Source organism: Nocardioides sp. (genome assembly GCF_035503875.1).
Lineage (GTDB): Bacteria > Actinomycetota > Actinomycetes > Propionibacteriales > Nocardioidaceae > Nocardioides.
Genome location: NZ_DATJTA010000046.1, coordinates 30446 through 46510 on the forward strand (window position 1 = coordinate 30446; position 16065 = coordinate 46510).

At 71.2% G+C, this 16065-nt stretch carries 15 protein-coding genes; 8 read left to right on the forward strand and 7 right to left on the reverse strand.

Annotated features, from left to right (window positions below):
* The first annotated feature begins 21 nt into the window (after nucleotides 1-21).
* From VMF51_RS10835 to VMF51_RS10870, 8 genes are read left to right on the forward strand one after another with little or no spacing between them, the layout of a single operon-like run.
* The gene (locus tag VMF51_RS10835; protein ID WP_325474439.1) at nucleotides 22-753 is read left to right on the forward strand and encodes a dienelactone hydrolase family protein; all 732 of its coding nucleotides are present in this window, start codon (nucleotides 22-24) and stop codon (nucleotides 751-753) included.
* Nucleotides 754-810: 57 nt separating this feature from the next.
* On the forward strand, nucleotides 811-2115 hold the full coding sequence (locus VMF51_RS10840; RefSeq protein ID WP_325474440.1) for an FAD-dependent monooxygenase: 1305 nt from the start codon (nucleotides 811-813) through the stop codon (nucleotides 2113-2115).
* A 9-nt stretch (nucleotides 2116-2124) separates the two neighbouring features.
* A complete protein-coding gene (locus VMF51_RS10845) occupies nucleotides 2125-2907 on the forward strand; it encodes an SDR family oxidoreductase (RefSeq protein WP_325474441.1) in 783 nt (260 codons plus the stop codon).
* Nucleotides 2904-3416: a nuclear transport factor 2 family protein gene (locus VMF51_RS10850; RefSeq protein WP_325474442.1), complete on the forward strand. Its 513-nt coding sequence runs from the start codon at nucleotides 2904-2906 to the stop codon at nucleotides 3414-3416. Before VMF51_RS10845 ends, VMF51_RS10850 begins: the two co-directional genes overlap by 4 nt.
* On the forward strand, nucleotides 3413-4261 hold the full coding sequence (locus tag VMF51_RS10855; protein ID WP_325474443.1) for a fumarylacetoacetate hydrolase family protein: 849 nt from the start codon (nucleotides 3413-3415) through the stop codon (nucleotides 4259-4261). The genes VMF51_RS10850 and VMF51_RS10855 overlap by 4 nt, the downstream gene beginning before the upstream one ends.
* A 3-nt stretch (nucleotides 4262-4264) precedes the next feature.
* Nucleotides 4265-4666, forward strand: coding sequence for a RidA family protein (locus VMF51_RS10860; RefSeq protein WP_325474444.1), 402 nt, complete (start codon nucleotides 4265-4267; stop codon nucleotides 4664-4666).
* 27 nt (nucleotides 4667-4693) lie between these two features.
* On the forward strand, nucleotides 4694-5878 hold the full coding sequence (locus VMF51_RS10865; protein WP_325474445.1) for a DUF3500 domain-containing protein: 1185 nt from the start codon (nucleotides 4694-4696) through the stop codon (nucleotides 5876-5878).
* Between the two features lie 51 nt (nucleotides 5879-5929).
* Entirely contained in the window at nucleotides 5930-6625 is a 696-nt protein-coding gene (locus VMF51_RS10870; protein ID WP_325474446.1) for a GntR family transcriptional regulator, read from the forward strand.
* Between the two features lie 158 nt (nucleotides 6626-6783).
* Here the strand turns inward: VMF51_RS10870 and VMF51_RS10875 are convergent, their stop codons facing one another.
* From VMF51_RS10875 to VMF51_RS10905, 7 genes are all read right to left on the reverse strand, one after another.
* Nucleotides 6784-7155 (reverse strand): hypothetical protein, encoded by a 372-nt coding sequence (locus VMF51_RS10875; RefSeq protein ID WP_325474447.1) that lies wholly within the window; start codon nucleotides 7153-7155, stop codon nucleotides 6784-6786.
* A gap of 65 nt (nucleotides 7156-7220) precedes the next feature.
* On the reverse strand, nucleotides 7221-8084 hold the full coding sequence (locus tag VMF51_RS10880; protein ID WP_325474448.1) for an ATP-binding cassette domain-containing protein: 864 nt from the start codon (nucleotides 8082-8084) through the stop codon (nucleotides 7221-7223).
* A complete protein-coding gene (locus VMF51_RS10885) occupies nucleotides 8081-9895 on the reverse strand; it encodes a dipeptide/oligopeptide/nickel ABC transporter permease/ATP-binding protein (RefSeq protein ID WP_325474449.1) in 1815 nt (604 codons plus the stop codon). Before VMF51_RS10885 ends, VMF51_RS10880 begins: the two co-directional genes overlap by 4 nt.
* Complete coding sequence (locus VMF51_RS10890) at nucleotides 9892-10836, reverse strand: ABC transporter permease (RefSeq protein ID WP_325474450.1); 945 nt, start codon at nucleotides 10834-10836, stop codon at nucleotides 9892-9894. Before VMF51_RS10890 ends, VMF51_RS10885 begins: the two co-directional genes overlap by 4 nt.
* Before the next feature lie 62 nt (nucleotides 10837-10898).
* Nucleotides 10899-12413 (reverse strand): ABC transporter substrate-binding protein, encoded by a 1515-nt coding sequence (locus VMF51_RS10895; protein ID WP_325474451.1) that lies wholly within the window; start codon nucleotides 12411-12413, stop codon nucleotides 10899-10901.
* A gap of 422 nt (nucleotides 12414-12835) precedes the next feature.
* Nucleotides 12836-13945 carry a class I SAM-dependent RNA methyltransferase gene (locus VMF51_RS10900; RefSeq protein WP_325474452.1) on the reverse strand — a complete coding sequence of 370 codons (1110 nt, stop codon included), beginning with the start codon at nucleotides 13943-13945 and terminating at the stop codon, nucleotides 12836-12838.
* Between the two features lie 55 nt (nucleotides 13946-14000).
* Nucleotides 14001-16055 carry an APC family permease gene (locus VMF51_RS10905; protein WP_325474453.1) on the reverse strand — a complete coding sequence of 685 codons (2055 nt, stop codon included), beginning with the start codon at nucleotides 16053-16055 and terminating at the stop codon, nucleotides 14001-14003.
* Nucleotides 16056-16065: the final 10 nt, after the last annotated feature.

Below are 16065 nucleotides of genomic sequence, written 5' to 3' on the forward strand. Positions count from 1 at the left end.
CCCTGGCGCGAGGAGCCCCGCATGCCCGGACCGTCCACCACCGACGTCGAGTACGACGACGGCCGCACCCGCATGATCGGGTCGCTGACGGTGCCGTCCGCCGTCTCCTGTGCGACGGTGCTGCTTCTCCCCGACGCGTACGGCGTGGGCGAGCACGCCATCGGACTCGCCGGCCGGCTCGCCGAGCACGGTCACCCCGTGCTGGTCGCCGACCTCTGGGGCGAGCGGCGCCAGCCGGCCGACCAGGCGGAGTTCGGACCGATGATCGGCGCCATGGCGGCCGACCGCACCCAGTGGATCGGCCAGGTGGACGCCGCACACCGGGCGCTCCGCGCGCAGCCCGGCCTGGGGACCGCGCCGGTCGTCCTGCTCGGCTACTGCTTCGGCGGCTCGTCGGCCCTGGAGTACGTCCGCACCGGCGGCGACGTCGCGGGCGCGGTCAGCGTGCACGGCGGTCTCGACATCCTCGACCACGACTGGTCCGCCGCCTCGTCCTCGCCCGTGCTGCTGTGCACGGGCGAGGACGACCCCATGGCCACGCCGGAGATGCGCCACGACCTGACCTCCGCCATGGACGCGGCAGGCAACGACTGGCAGCTGCACGTCTACAGCGACACCGTGCACGCCTTCACCAGCCCGATGGCGAAGGACTCCCCTCGCCCCGACGTGGTCGCCTACAGCGCCCGCAGCACCACCCGCGCCTGGGCGTCGACCCTCGCCTTCCTGCGCGAGGTCGGCTCCCCGACCTCCTGACCCGCCCCCTCCGACCGCGACATCCGCGGCTCCCACCACGACACCCTTCGAGGATCCATGACCGACACCTCTCTCGACATCGCCGTCATCGGCGCCGGCCCGGCCGGCCTGCTGACGGCGCTCCGTCTCCACCAGCAGGGCTTCCGCCCGACCGTCTACGAGGTCGTCCCCGAGCTCAAGCCGCTCGGCGTGGGTGTCGACATCAAGACGGTCGGCACGGCCGAGATCGACGACCTCGGGCTGCTGGAGGAGTTCCGGGCGATCTCCGTCGACGCCGAGGACTCGATCTTCTACAACCACTTCGGGCAGGAGATCTACGCCGAGAAGTGCGGCGTGCACATGGGCTACCTGCACGAGCAGCGGTTCGTGCACCGCGGCACGCTGCAGATGCTCTTCTACCGCGTCGCCCTCGAGCGTCTCGGCGCGGCCGCGATCGTGCTGGGCGCCGGAGTGACGGCGTACTCCCAGGACGCCGACGGCGTCACGCTCGACCTCCGGCACACCGACGGCCGCACCGAGCAGGTGCGCCACGACGCCGTGATCGCCTGCGACGGCATCAAGTCCGTGATCCGCCGGCAGATGTTTCCCGAGATGGCCGAGCCACACTTCTCCGGCATCACGATGTGGCGCGGGACGACGCTGATGGAGCCCTACCGTGGCGGCCACACCATCCTGCACATCGGCGACCCGAACATCTCGACGATGATCGTCTACCCCATCGCCGACGACTTCGAGGGCACCGGCAGGACCCTGGTCAACTGGGTCGTCGAGACCCAGGGCGAGGAGACCATCGAGGACTGGAACCAGGTCGGCGACATCACCGAGGTGATCCCGCTCTTCGATACCGTGAAGCTGCCCTTCCTCGACGTGCAGCAGATGATGCGCGACGCGCGCGAGGTCTACCTCTTCCCCCTCATCCGGCACGAGCCGCTCGACGGCTGGGTCGACGGCCGCGTGGTCCTGCTCGGGGACGCCGCGCACGCCATGTTCCCCCGCGGCGGCAACGGCATCACCCAGGCCATGCTCGACGCCCGCGTCGTCGTCCAGAAGCTGCTCGAGCACCCGACGGACCCGCACGCCGGCTTCGTCGCCTACGACGAGGCGCGCCGCGAGGGCGTGAACCGGATCGTCATGAACATGCGCGGCGAGGGCTACGAGGTCATCCGTCGGATGGTCGCGGAGCGCACCGACGGCAAGCCGTTCACCGACATCGAGGACGTGCTGCCGCTCGCCGAGGCCGACGAGATCTTCAGCAAGTACCACGCTCTCGTGGGCTCGCCGCGGCCCGGCTTCGAGGCCGGCGAGGCGACGGGCTACCGGACCACCGACGCCCAGGTGTACGCCGTGCCGGCGGATCGGTAGCCCGGCGACATGGACCTCGGCATCCGCGGCCGTCGCGCCTTCGTCGCGGCGTCCTCCCAGGGGCTCGGCCTCGCGTGCGCGAGGTCGCTGGCCCGGGAGGGCGTCGCGGTGGTGATCAACGGCCGCGACGAGGCCAAGCTGGCGGCGACGGCCTCCGCCCTGCGCGCGGAGCTCCCCGACGCCTCGGTCGAGTACGTCGCCGCCGACCTGACGACGTCCGAGGGGCGCACGGCCATCACCGCCGCGGCGCCGGAGGTCGACATCCTCGTCACCAACAACGCGGGCCCCCGGCCGGGTGGCATCGAGGACTGGGACGAGGAGGCACTGGTCGGCGCGCTGCGCGCCAACATGGTCCCCGCGGTCCAGCTCGTCCGCGCCTATCTCCCCGGCATGCGGACCCGCGGGTTCGGCCGGATCGTCAACATCACCTCGGCGATGGTCAAGAGCCCGGCGTACGACATGGGCCTCTCGACCTCCGCACGTGCCGCACTGACCGCCATCAGCAAGGCGATCAGCAAGGACGTGGCCGCCCGCAACGTGACGATCAACAACCTGCTGCCGGAACGCATCGACACCCCGCGCCAGGAGTTCATGGTGCAGCGCCGCATGGCGCAGGAGGGGGTCGACCGCGACGAGGCACGCGCGCGGATCGCCTCGACGATCGCGGCCCGCCGGATGGGTCGACCCGAGGAGCTCGGCGACGCCTGCGCGTTCCTCTGCTCGGCCCAGGCCGGCTACATCTCCGGACAGAACCTCCAGCTCGACGGCGGATCCTACGAAGGACTGACATGACCACCCACTCCCCCGCGCCGCTCGTGGTGGCGGACGCCCCGACGCGGGCAGAGATCCTCGCCGTCGAGGAGCGCCGCTGCCGCGCCCTCGTCGACGTGGACCTCGCGACCCTTGAGGACCTGTACGACGAGTCGCTGGTGCACACCCACGCACCGGGCCTGACCCACGACAGGTCCCAGCTGCTGCACCACGTCGCCACCCGGCAGGCCTACCTCGGCATCGCCCGGGGCGAGCTCACCATCCGCGTGATCGGCGACGTCGCGATCATGACCGGCCGCATCCGCAACCGGCTGGACAGTCCCGACGGCACCGAACGGGTCCTCGGGGGCCAGGTGATCCAGGTGCTCCGCCGGTGCGACGACGGCGCCTGGCGCTTCGTCAGCTTCCAGATGACCCCCGACGGCACCCAGGCGTTCACCATGACCGACTCCGAGCGCGCGAGCGCCGAACGGGCCGAGCGCGCCGCCACCACCATCGACGTCTCCACCACGAAGGAAGTCCAGCCATGAAGCTCGCCCGTTTTCGCGTCGGCTCCGGCCCCGTCCGCCTCGGACGGGTCGACGGCGACCACGTCACCGACGTCTCCGCCGAGGTCGGCACCTCGCTGCGCGCGATCCTGCCGGACCTGCCCGCACTGCGAGAGCGCATCGAGGCGGCCGCCGGCGAGACGCTGCCACTCGCGGCCGTCACCCTGGAGGCCCCTGTCGACGAGCCACAGAAGTACCTCGGCATCGGCATGAACTACCGCGAGCACGCCGAAGAGGCGCGCCAGGCCGGGATCCCGATCCCCACCAGCCAGCTGTGGTTCAACAAGCAGGTCTCCTGCCTCAACGGCCCGTACGGCGACCTCGTCAAGCCCGACCTCTCCGACGCGCTCGACTACGAGATCGAGCTCGGGGTCGTGATCGGGCGACGGTGCAAGCACGTCTCCGTGGAGGACGCCCGCTCGGTGATCGCCGGCTACCTCGTCACCAACGACGTGTCCGTGCGCGACTGGCTGCAGAAGCGCTCCCCCACGTTCACCCTCGGGAAGTCGTTCGACACCCACGGCCCGATCGGCCCGTGGCTCACGACCGACGACGAGATCGCCGACCCGCTGGACCTGCAGATGACGCTCACGGTCAACGGGGAGGTCCGCCAGGACTGGCGGACCAACGACATGATCTACGACGTCTACGAGCAGATCGCCTACCTCTCCCAGGTCTTCACCCTGATGCCCGGCGACATCCTGGCCACCGGCACGCCCTCGGGCATCGGGGCGCCGACCGGCCGGTTCCTGAAGATCGGCGACGTGGTCCGCGCCGAGATCTCCGGCCTGGGCGCGATCGAGAACACCGTCGTCGCGGAGTCCTGAGCCGTGACCGAGCACTGGCGCCGGACCAGCATCGAGCTACCGGGGTTCGCCCACGCCAACCCCATCCCGGCGGCCAGCCGGATCGGGCCGTTCCTCGCCTCGGGGGCACTCACCGGGCGTGACCCGGTGACCCGGGAGATGCCGGCGACCCTGGAGGCGCAGCTGGCCAGCGTCTTCGGGCACGTGCGTGCGCTCCTCGAAACGGCCGGCGGTGGCGTCTCCGACATCCTGAAGCTGACCTTCCACCTGGTCGACCCGGCTGACCGCGAGGCACTCAACCGCGAGTGGCTGGCCATGTTCCCCGACCCGGCCGACCGCCCGGCCCGCCAGGTCGTCGCCGCCCGCCTCGACGGGACCGCCCTCGTGCACTGCGACCTGATCGCCGTGCTCCCCGCCCACGCCTGACCCGACGAACGAGCCCGAGGAAGACGCATGTCCGAGCTGCCCACGATGAGCTACGAAGCCCCCGCGACGATCAAGCGCATGATGTTCTCGACGTGGACGCTCCTGGACTCGCTGAGTCCCGACCTGCGGGCACAGATGCACCTGCCCGACATGGCCGACCCACGCCGCGTCGACTGGGACTTCATCCCGAAGCCGGACCGCACCGGCGTCCCGCTCACCAAGCTCGACCACCACCAGAAGGTGCTGGCCCACAGCCTGATCAAGGCCGGGCTGAGCATGCGCGGCTACAGCCAGGTGCTGGCGGTGATGGCCACGGAGAACATGCTGCGCGAGCTGGAGGTCATCGAGCGCGAGTTCGGCGTCCTGGCCGGCGACTTCCGGAGCCCCGACGCCTACTGGATCACGGTCTTCGGTCGCCCGGGCTTCGAGGACACCTGGGGCTGGCGGATCCTCGGCCACCACCTGTCGCTCAATTTCACCATCGTCGCCCAGCGCTACCTGACCGTCACGCCCTTCGCGATGGGCGCCATGCCCATCCCCGCCGGCGTCCTGGACCCGCTCGGCCAGCACGGCCGGATGGCGCTCGACCTCCTGCACTCCTTCTCCCCCGACCTGCGGGCCCAGGCCGTGGTCCACGACGTGGCCCCTGCCGACTTCGTGACCCGGCAGGTGCCGCGAGTGGGTGCCGAGGAGTGGTCGGACCCGGTCGACCTCGGCATCGTCGGCTACGAGATCACCGACGAGGACCGCCGGGCGGTCCGCTTCGTCAAGGACGCCCCGTCCGGGGTGACCGGCGCGGATCTCGACGGCGCCCAACTGGATGCCGTACGGGCTCTGCTGCTGCGGTACGTCGAGACCGGACCCGAGGAGATCACGGCGCAGTACCGCGAGGAGATCCTCCGCGAGGACCCGGCGCGGCTGCACTTCGCCTGGGCAGGCGGCACGGCGGCGGACACGGCGCACTACTACCGCATCTCGACGGCCAACCTGCTCGTCGAGGCGGACAATGCCGTCGCTGCCGGCCAGCACGTCCACACGGTCTGGCGCGACCTGAACAACGACCTGGGCCACGACCTGCTCCTCGACCACTACGAGAAGCACGGTCACCACGGCGAGCACCTCCGCCGCCGCCTGGTCTCCCACCGGCCCACCACCGACAGCCCGCTCCAGACCGCCGCCTGGTACCCGCGGCAGGCCTACCAACGGCCCTGAGTCCCATAGGCGCCCTAGATCCCACATGATCTGCGATAGGATCGGTCGCAAATGAGCACCAGCAAAGCCGACCGCGCCTACGAGATCCTCAAACAGCGGATCATGGACGGGACGTTCGGTCCCGGACACCGTCTCGTGATCGACCAGCTGGCTCGCGAGTTCGACATCAGCTCGGTGCCGTGGCGCGAGTCGCTGCGCCGGCTCGAGGCCGAGGGCTGGGTCACGATCACGCGCAACGTCGGGGCGCTCGTGACGACCTTCGACACCGACGCGTGGCAGCGCACGATCCGACTGCTCGCCGCCCTGGAGGGATTGGCCACGTCGCTGTCGGCGCCGCACCTCACCCCCGACGACATCGCCCAGGCCCGCGAGTTCAACGCGCGCGCCCGGCAGGCGCTCGCCGACTTCGACATGCAGAGCTTCGGCCAGGCCAACCGGCAGTTCCACCAGCTGGTGTGCTCGCGCTGCGGCGACGACCGGCTCATCGACCTGGTGCGCACCGAGTGGACCCGGCTGGACCTGATCCGGCGCTCGGCCTTCTACTACGCCCCCGGGCGAGCGCTGGCCTCGGTGACCGAGCACGATCACATCCTCGACCTGATCGAGCAGCGCGCCGACCCGGAGGAGATCGACGCCGCCGCCCGGCGCCACGAGCTCAACACGCTCGCGGCCGTGGTCGAGCACGACCGCCAGCAGGCGGCGTCGCTGCCGGGCGGCCGGCCGGCTAGTGGCGTGCGTGTGAAATAATTGGTTGGTTGGCGTCGCCAGGGTGCGTAGATCGCGAGGCGGCGGCACGACGGCATACCGGGCGTCTTCCGAGTGCTGCCAACGCAGCGAGGTGCGCGCCATGGCGGCGTCCAACCATCCAAGGATTTCGGGCGCGCGACACTAGCTGCCCGTCAGCGTCAGCCGCGAATCGTCGCAGCCTCGGCAGCTCGCGTTGCCGCGCCCGACGGTCGCCCAGCGGTCGCGGCGAGCCGTACGCCGGTCACGCCCGCCAGGGCGATGCCCGCGAGCGGGAACGCGGCTGCGAACACACACCACCAGGGCAAGGCGGCTCGCACGAACAGTGGGACCCATGGTGCCCAGAATGCGGCGGCGACCAGAACGGTCGCGAGGATGGCCAGCGGTTCAGGTAGCGGCCACCGGAATCCGGCGTCGTCGATGGCGCCGAGCACGGCGCCGGCCAGCCAGGTCCATGCGACGCCGCCGAGCGATCCTGCCAGCCCACCAAGGGCGACGAACCAGAACGGGCGCGGATCCTGCCGGGTGGACACAGCGTTCAGCGTAGTGACCGAGCGACCCCGACGCAGCGGCTTGCCCGAGCTTGCGACACCCGAACTCAGGCGGCGCCGACGCCGGCTCGGCGCCGGGCCTGGCGCGCGGCGCGGCGCTCGTCGCGACCCTGAGGATGGGACGCCGGACTGGCAGCGATCAGCGACCGCGTGTACTCGTGCAATGGCGCCTCGAAGAGCGCCTTGGTCTCGCCCTGCTCGACCAGCTCCCCCGCCCGGAGGACACCGACGCGGTGGGAGACGTGACGGACCACGCCGAGGTCGTGGGTGATGAACAGGTAGCTGACGCCCGTCTGCTCCTGGACGTCCATGAGCAGGTTGATGATCTGGCTCTGGGTCGAGAGGTCGAGCGCGCTGACCGCCTCGTCGCAGACGATGAGCCGCGGGTTCAGCACCAGCGCCCGGGCGATGGCCACGCGCTGCAGCTGGCCGCCCGACATCTCGCTCGGGTAGCGGGTCAGGTGGTCGGCGGTCAGGCCGACCTGCACGAACACCTCCTCCGCACGGGCGCGGCGCTCCGCGGCCGAGCCCAGGCCGTGGCGGCGCAGCGCGTCAGTGACGGCGCGACCCACGTGGTGCCGGGGGTTCAGCGAGGCACCCGGGTCCTGGTAGACGGCCTGGACGTCGCGCCGGTACGCCAGCGGCGTACGACGCCCCATGGTGGCCACGTCCTGGCCGTCGAACGTGATGGCCCCGCCGCCGATGTCGGCGAGCCGGAGGATGGCCCGGCCCGTCGTGCTCTTGCCCGAGCCCGACTCGCCGACGAGCCCGTAGGTCTCCCCCGCCCCGATGCGGAACGTCACGTCCCGGAGCACGGTCGTCAGGTGGCGCCGCCAGCTCGACGCGCCGCTGGTCTCGTAGCGAACGCAGAGGTCGCGGACGTCGAGGAGAGGGGTGGCCGTGTCGTTCACTTGCGGATCCAATCGCCGTCGACCGTGAGCTTGTCAGCGATCGTGGGGAGCCGGTCCAGCTCGGTCTCGGCCGTGGGGTGAGCGGCGAGCAGGGCCTCGGTGTAGGGGTGGGACGGGTCGTCGAACAGGGCGTTCACCTCGCTGACCTCGAGGAGCTCGCCGTGGTAGAGCACGGCGACCGTGTCGCACGTCTCCGCGGCCACCCCGAGGTCGTGGGTGATGTTGATGATCGCCATGTCGAAGCGCTCGCGCAGGTCCAGGACCAGGTCGAGCACCTGACTCTGGGTCGTCACGTCGAGGGCGGAGGTGGCCTCGTCGAGGATCAGCACCTCCGGCTCCCCGGCCAACGCGATCGCGATCGCCACCCGCTGGGCCATGCCACCGCTGAACTGGTGGGGGTACTGCCCCAGGCGCCGCGACGCGTCGTCGACGCCGACGAGCTCGAGCAGCTCCGCGGCGCGGGCCCGCGCCTGCTTCCTGGACAGCTCGTTGTTCGCGCGCAGGGCCTCGCACAACTGCTGCCCGATGGTGTGCACCGGCGACAGGTTGCCCTGGGGGTTCTGGAAGACCACACCGAGCTTGCGGCCGCGCAGCTTGGCGAACTCCCGCTCGGGCAGGCCGCGGAGCTGCTGCCCGTCGAGCCGGATGCTGCCCTCCTCGGCGTACACGTTGGGCGGCAGCATGCCGAGGATCGACTTGGCCAGCATCGACTTGCCCGACCCGGACTCGCCCAGCAGGCCGAGGACCTCGCCGCGCCGCACCTGCAGCGAGACGCGGTCGAGCAGCCGGGCCGTGCTCCCGTCGGGACGATCGGCGACGACGACGAGGTCGTCGACGGTGAGGACCGCCGCCCGGGCGTCGTCGGCCACCGCGGCCGGTGCCGGGGGCGGCACCGGAGCCGCCGAGCGGGCGCGCTTTCGCACCGGGCGGCGCCCCGAGAGCGCGTCGTTCAGGCCGTCGCCGAGCAGGTTGAGCACCAGCACGGTGATCAGGATCGCCAGGCCCGGCGGGAGCGCCATCCAGGGCCGGTCGGCCTGGTGCTCGGCGGCCACGCGCAGCATCCCGCCCCACGAGGGCTGGGACTCGGGCAGGCCGAGGCCGAGGAAGGACAGCGCCGCCTCCACCTTGATGGCGTTGCCGAGGAACACCGCGCCCTGCACGGCCAGCGGGCCGACCATGTTCGGCAGGATCTGGCGGAACAGGATGTCGCGCGTCGGCAGGCCGGTCACGTGGGCGGAGTCGACGTACAGCTTCTTGCGCTCGGTGAGCGTGACCGCGCGCACCATGCGCGCGAAGTTCATGCTGAAGATGATGCCGATGGCCAGGATCAGCACGAGCATCCCGCGGCCGAGGATGGCGATGACGACGAAGCCGATCATCAGGCCGGGCAGCGCGTCGGCGATGTCCATGCCGCGCGAGCCGATCCGGTCGTACCAGCCGCCCTTGTAGCCCAGGACGAGCCCGAGGGGTACGCCGATGAGCATCGCCACCAGGACCGAGCCGCCGGCGACCAGCAGCGCGGTGCGCGCGGCGTAGATGAGCTGGCTGAGCACGTCGCGACCGAGCTCGTCACTGCCGAGCGGGTGGTCCGCGGTCGGCCCCGACAGCGGGTGGTCGAAGTCGGTGGCCTCCGGCGCGTACGGCGCCAGCAACGGGGCCAGCACCGCGACGGCGACGATGCCGAGCAGCACCAGCGTGGAGACGAGGGTGACCGGCTGGCTGCGCAGGCGGCGCCAGAGCTGGCGCAGGCCGGCTGCCTGCCGGGTCGAGGAGGTATCCGCCGCGTTCGGGCCGATGGTGGACGTGGTCACGCGGGCCTCGCTTGGGGGTTGATCAGACCGTAGGAGATGTCGAGCACGAAGTTGATGGCGACGACGAGGGCGGCCGTGACCAGCACGACCCCCTGCACGACCGGGAAGTCCTGCCCGATGGTGCTGGTGAGCATCAGGTCCCCGAGCCCGGGGAAGGAGAAGACCTTCTCGGCGACGAAGCTGACGCCGATGAGGATGGCGAAGACGACGCCCGCCGAGGCGAGCACCGGCACCAGGGCGTTCTTGACGCCGTACCGGTAGAGGATGGTGCGGCGGCTCACCCCGGCGGCCGCCAGCGTGTCGATGAACGGCGAGGCCAGGGAGCGCACCATCGCGGCCCGGGTCTGCCGGGCGATGATCGCGCCGCCGGTCAGGCCGAGCGTGATCGACGGCAGGACCAGGCCGTGCAGCCAGCCCAGGAAGTCGGTGGACGGCGGCACCCAGCCCACGATCGGGAACCACCCCAGGTGGGCGGCGAAGACCGTCGTCAGGAGCAGGCCGAGCCAGAACTCCGGGATGGCGATCCCGAGCACGGTGCCGCCGGTCAGCAGCCGGTCGACCTTGGTCCCGGGGCGGGTGCCGGCGAGCACGCCGACACCCACCCCGAGCAGCAGGGCGACGAGCATGCCGCCGACGACCATCGACAGCGTCGCGGGCAGCCGCTGGCTGATCAGGTCGGTCACCGGCATGCCGCTGCGGTAGGCGGTGCCCAGGTCACCCTGGAGCAGCGCCGTGAACCACTCGCCCATCCGCTGCAGCGGCGGGGCGTCGAGCCCCAGCTGGGCCTCGACCTGCGCGATCGCCTCGGGCGTCGCGGAGGGACCGAGGACCGCGCCGGCGGGACTCCCGGGGACCAGGTAGGTCATCGAGAAGACCAGCACGGACACGACCAGCATCTGGGGCAACACGAAGGCCAGGCGGTAGAGCACCAGCTTCGCCATGTTCTATCCCTGTCTCTCTGCAACGAAGGGCGAGTGGGTGACGCGACGGATCACGCGGTGGATCAGGAGCCGGCCGGCGCCAGGTCCCGGTAGTTGATGTTCATCGGCTCGTACGGCTGGCTCGGCTCGGACGCGCCGGAGACCTCCGCGGTGTTCACGGCGACCAGCTCGTCACCCACGGTGTGTGCGCAGGTGAGCGCCTCGTCCGCGATCACCTTCACGACGTCCTGCCACAGCGCCTCGGCCTCGTCGGTCGCGCCGGCCGCGATCGCGGCGTCGGCGGCCGCCTTCAGCTCGTCGCTCTCCACGCCCGACGGGTTGCCCGGAGCGTCGGCCGCGAACCAGGCGGAGTACCAGTCGTACGGCGTCAGCTCGTCGTTGCTGCCGACGCCCAGGCCGTAGCGCGGGGAGAGCCACTCGGCGAAGAACTGCGGCGGCGGGGCGGTCTGGAGCTTGACCTCGATGCCCGCCTCGCTCATCTGCTCGGCGTACACGGAGAGCTGACGCTCGTTGAAGGTGGCCGCCATCATCTGCACCGAGACGTCCGGGTTGCCGGCCTCGGCGAGCAGCCGCTCCGCCTCCGCCAGATCGTGCTCGTAGCCGGTGACCTCCGGGTTGTGGCCGGGCTCGCCCTCGGCGAAGTGCTGGGTGGCGGAGCGTACGTCGCCCTCGAGCTTGGTCACGACCTCGGTGTCCATCGCGTGGCAGGCGGCGCGTCGGACGTTGACGTCCTCGAAGGCGCCGCCGGGGCCGCGGTCGAAGAACAGCGGGTTCAGGCGGATGGCGGGGTAGCGGATGATCTCGACCGACCCGATGCCCTCGAGGGTGCTCTCCTGGTCGAGCTCGGTGTCGGTGATGTCGATCTCGCCGTTGCTCATCGCCGCCGACGCCGCATTGTCCTCCTCGATGGCGAACAGCTGCACCTGGTCGTACGCCGGGACCTCGTCCCAGTAGTCCTCGAAGGCGGTGAAGTCCATCCGGGTGCCGGAGATCGAGGTCGCGGCGTCGTACTTCCAGGGGCCGGTGCCGACCGGAGTCGTGGCGATGCTGCCGTCCGCGATCGCCGCGGGGCTGGCCATGGCGCCGGCCCGGGTCGACAGCGTCGTCAGCAGCGACGGCGCCGGCGCCTTCAGGTTGATCTTCACGGTCCGCGCGTCGACCACCTCGACCGACTCGACGACCTGGAACGGACCGGCGTAGGGGCCGGGGGTGTCCTTGACCAGCTCAATGTTGGCCTTCACCGCCTCGGCGTCGAAGGGCGTGCCGTCATGAAAGGTGACGCCCTCCTGCAGGGTCAGCGTGATGTCGGAATCCGTCTGCTCCCAGGACTCGGCCAGCATCGGCTGGACCTCGTTGCCGGGGCCGAGCTGCGTGAGGTACTCGTACGGCACGCGCTGGTAGCCGGCCTCGATGTCCGCACCCGGTGCCCAGCTCTCCGGGAAGCCTCCCCAGCTGACGCGCAGGACCGAGGTGCCCTCCGCACCGTCTTCGTCGGACCCGCCGCCGCAGGCGGCGAGGGCCAGGGCGAGCGCCGTCGCAGGGACGGCGACCCGAGCCAGTCGAGCGAACTGCTTCATGTGATGACACTCCTTAGACGTCGCGTCGAGGCGACTGGATCGTGCTGCATCGGCACCGGCTCCCGCTGGCCTCTCGGTTGGCCTCGGATTCGCACGACCGGACGTCCTGTGATGCCCGGCACACGGTGGCGTGTGCGAAATCATATGCGATCCCAAGCAGGATGCAAGACCTTCGGCCAACTTGCGCAAGCACAGCCTTCGCTTCACGCAATTGTCGGGATCCTCCGGATCACACACGCGTTCCGCTCGCAGCGATCGACGCGGCCCCGCGACCCCTACGACCCGAGCCAGTCGCGCAGGCCAGCACACCGGCACGGCGACGGTCTCCTCGCCACCCGCCGAGTCGGCAGAAGTTGCGCGCCGAGTCGGCAGTAGTTGCTGCCGACTCGACGCGCAACTACTGCCGACTCGGCGTGATGGGATCAGTCGTCGGACCGAACCAGGTGCGCGACGCACTCGACGTGGTGCGTCATCGGAAAGAGGTCGAAGGCCCGCAGCGAGGCCAGCCGGTAGCCGTGCTCGGCGAAGACGGCCACGTCGCGGGCCATGGCGGCGGGGTCGCAGGCGACGTACGCCACGGCTCGGGGCCGGCGGGCCACGACCTGCTCGACGACCGGCCGGCGCGCGCCCTCGCGGGGCGGGTCGAGCACGACCAGGTCGAACGGCTCGTCGTACGCCGTCGCGAGGACCTCGCCGACGTCGCCGGCGCGCACCTCGGCGGTGGGGACGTTGCGCGTCGACAGCGCGGAGGCGCGCGGGTCGCCCTCGACCGCGACCACCCGGCCCGCGGGTCCGACGGCCTCGGCGAGGAAGCGGGCGAAGAGCCCGACGCCGGCGTACAGGTCGAGGCAGCGCTCCCCCGGCTGCGGGGCGAGTACGTCGAGCACCGCGGTGACGAGCGCGTCGGGAGCGCCCGGGTGCACCTGCCAGAAGCCGTCCTCGGCGACCTGGAAGGTGTGCCCATGGGCGGTGTGGTCGGACCCGGTCGGCGCCGCGATCAGGCAGTCGTCGACGGGCACCAGGCGGTGCGACCGGTGCTGGCGCATGGCCCGGCGACCGTCGGGGGTGGTGGCGTAGCGCTGGCGGGTGCGCCAGCGCAGGCCGTGGTCGTCGCCCGGCACCGCCTCGACCTCGACGTCGACCTCGAGGCGCGCGAGCCGGGAGAGCTGCTCGCGGACCACGTCAGCCTTCAGCGCCCGCTGGCGGGCCAGGTCGACGTGCTGGAAGTCGCAGCCACCGCAGCGGCCCGGGCCGGCGTACGGGCAGGGCGGCTCGACGCGGTCCGGCGACGCGCTCAGCACCTCGACCGCGTCGGCGCGCCAGAACCGGTCGCCGTCGGTGCCCTCGGTGATCTCCAGGACCACCCGCTCCCCCGGGATCGAGTGCCGGACGAACACCACCCGGGACTCGGGCTCCGGGAGGCGGACCACGCAGTGGCCGCCGTGCGCGACGGGGCCGACCTCGGCCTCGAAGCGCTCACCGACCCGGGACCGGCCACGGGGCTTGCGGGTGCGGTGCTGGCGCGGGCTCACCGGACCAGCCTGACAGGCGCCCGCGCCCCCGCCGAATCAGGCGAGGCCCCCCGCGTCAGCGTGGGACCTGGCCGCCGCCCCGGGAGTCGCGCTTGTCGACCCGGCCGCGGCGCAGGTCGCCGGGACGGACCCGGAAGTCGTCGCGCAGCTCGCGCTCCTGCGCGATCCGCGAGGACTGCAGCTGGTACGGCACCGAGATGACCATCACCCCGGGGGTGAACAGCAGCCGGCCCTTGAGCCGCAGCGCGGTCTGGTTGTGCAGGAGCTGCTCCCACCAGCGGCCGACGACGTACTCGGGGATGTAGACGGCGACCACCCCGCGCGGGTTGGCCCGGCGAATCTCGGTGGCGTACTCGACGATCGGCCGGACCAGCTCGCGGTACGGCGAGTGCAGGACCTTCAGCGGTACGCCGAGGTTCCGCTCGTCCCACTCCTCCAGCAGCTGGTTGGTCGCCTCCGGGTCGTCGGCGACGTAGACGCCCTCGAGGATGTTGGGGCGGGTGGCCTTGGCGAAGGCCAGCGCCCGCAGCGTCGGCTTGTGCAGCTTGGAGACGAGGACGATGGCGTGCACCCGCGTGGGCAGCACCTTGTCCTCCTCGTCGGCCGCGAGCTCGTCGCTCACCTGGTCGTAGTGCCTGCGGATGCCGCGCATCAGCACGAAGAAGCCGGCCATCGCGAGGATCGTGATCCAGGCACCCGCCAGGAACTTGGTGATCAGGATGATGACGAGCACCACGGCCGTCATGGCGAGGCCGACGGCGTTGATCATCCGCGAGCGGGTCATCCGGCGGCGTACGGCGGGGTCCTTCTCGGTGGCGAGGTGCCGCGTCCAGTGCCGGATCATGCCGAGCTGGCTGAGGTTGAAGGACACGAAGACGCCGACGATGTAGAGCTGGATCAGCTTCGTGGTCTCGGCGTCGAAGGCGATGATCAGCGCGATGGCCATCAGGGCCAGGAAGACGATGCCGTTGCTGTACGCCAGCCGGTCGCCGCGCGAGCCCAGCGCCCGGGGCGCGTAGCCGTCCTTGGCCAGGATCGAGCCCAGCACCGGGAAGCCGTTGAAGGCGGTGTTCGCGGCGAGGACCAGGATGACGCCGGTGACGGTGACGACCAGGTAGAAGCCGGGCGAGAAGTCGCTGAACACCGCCCGGGCGATCTGGGCGATCACCGCGTGCTGCTCGTAGTCGTCCCCGACCGGGGTGCCGTCGGCGTACGTCAGCCGGTCCAGGTCGTGCGGGTCGACGAACCTGATGCCCATCTGGCGGGCCAGCACGATGACGCTCATCATCATCGTGATCGCGATCATCGCGAGCAGGAGCAGCGTGGTCGCGGCGTTCTGGCTCTTCGGCCGCCGGAAGGCCGGCACCCCGTTGGAGATGGCCTCGACGCCGGTCAGCGCGGCGCAGCCCGACGAGAAGGCACGCGCGAGCAGCAGCATCAGTCCGAGCGTCGTCAGCGGCTGCTCGAGTCCCGGCTCGGGCGTGATCAGCAGGTCGGCGCTCTCGACGTCGGGCAGGTCGCCCAGCAGCATCCGCAGGAAGCCGTAGGCGCACATGCCGAGGATGGCGACCATGAACGCGTAGACCGGGACCGCGAAGAAGCTCCCCGACTCGCGGATCCCGCGGAGGTTCATCGCCATCAGGCCCAGCACCGCCACCGAGGCGGCGGTCGCCTCGTGGCCCTGGAGTGCGGGGATGGCGGAGGCGGCGTACTGCGCGCCCGAGGAGATCGAGACCGCCACGGTCAGCACGTAGTCGACCAGCAGCGCGCTCGCGACCGTGGTGCCGGCTGTCCGGCCGAGGTTGACCGTCGCGACCTCGTAGTCGCCGCCGCCGCTCGGGTAGGCGTGCACGGTCTGGCGGTACGACGCGATGACCACCGCCATCACGAGCGCGACGGCCAGTCCGATCTTCCAGGAGAAGGAGTACGCCGAGACCCCCGCGAGCGAGAGCATGATGAAGACCTCGTCGGGGGCGTACGCCACCGAGGAGAGCGCGTCGCTGGCGAAGACCGGCAGCGCGATGCGCTTCGGGAGCAGCGTCTCGCCCAGCTGGGAGCTGCGCAGCTTGCGCCCCAACAGGATCCGCTTGGAGACATCGCCGGCACCCACGAGCGCACAC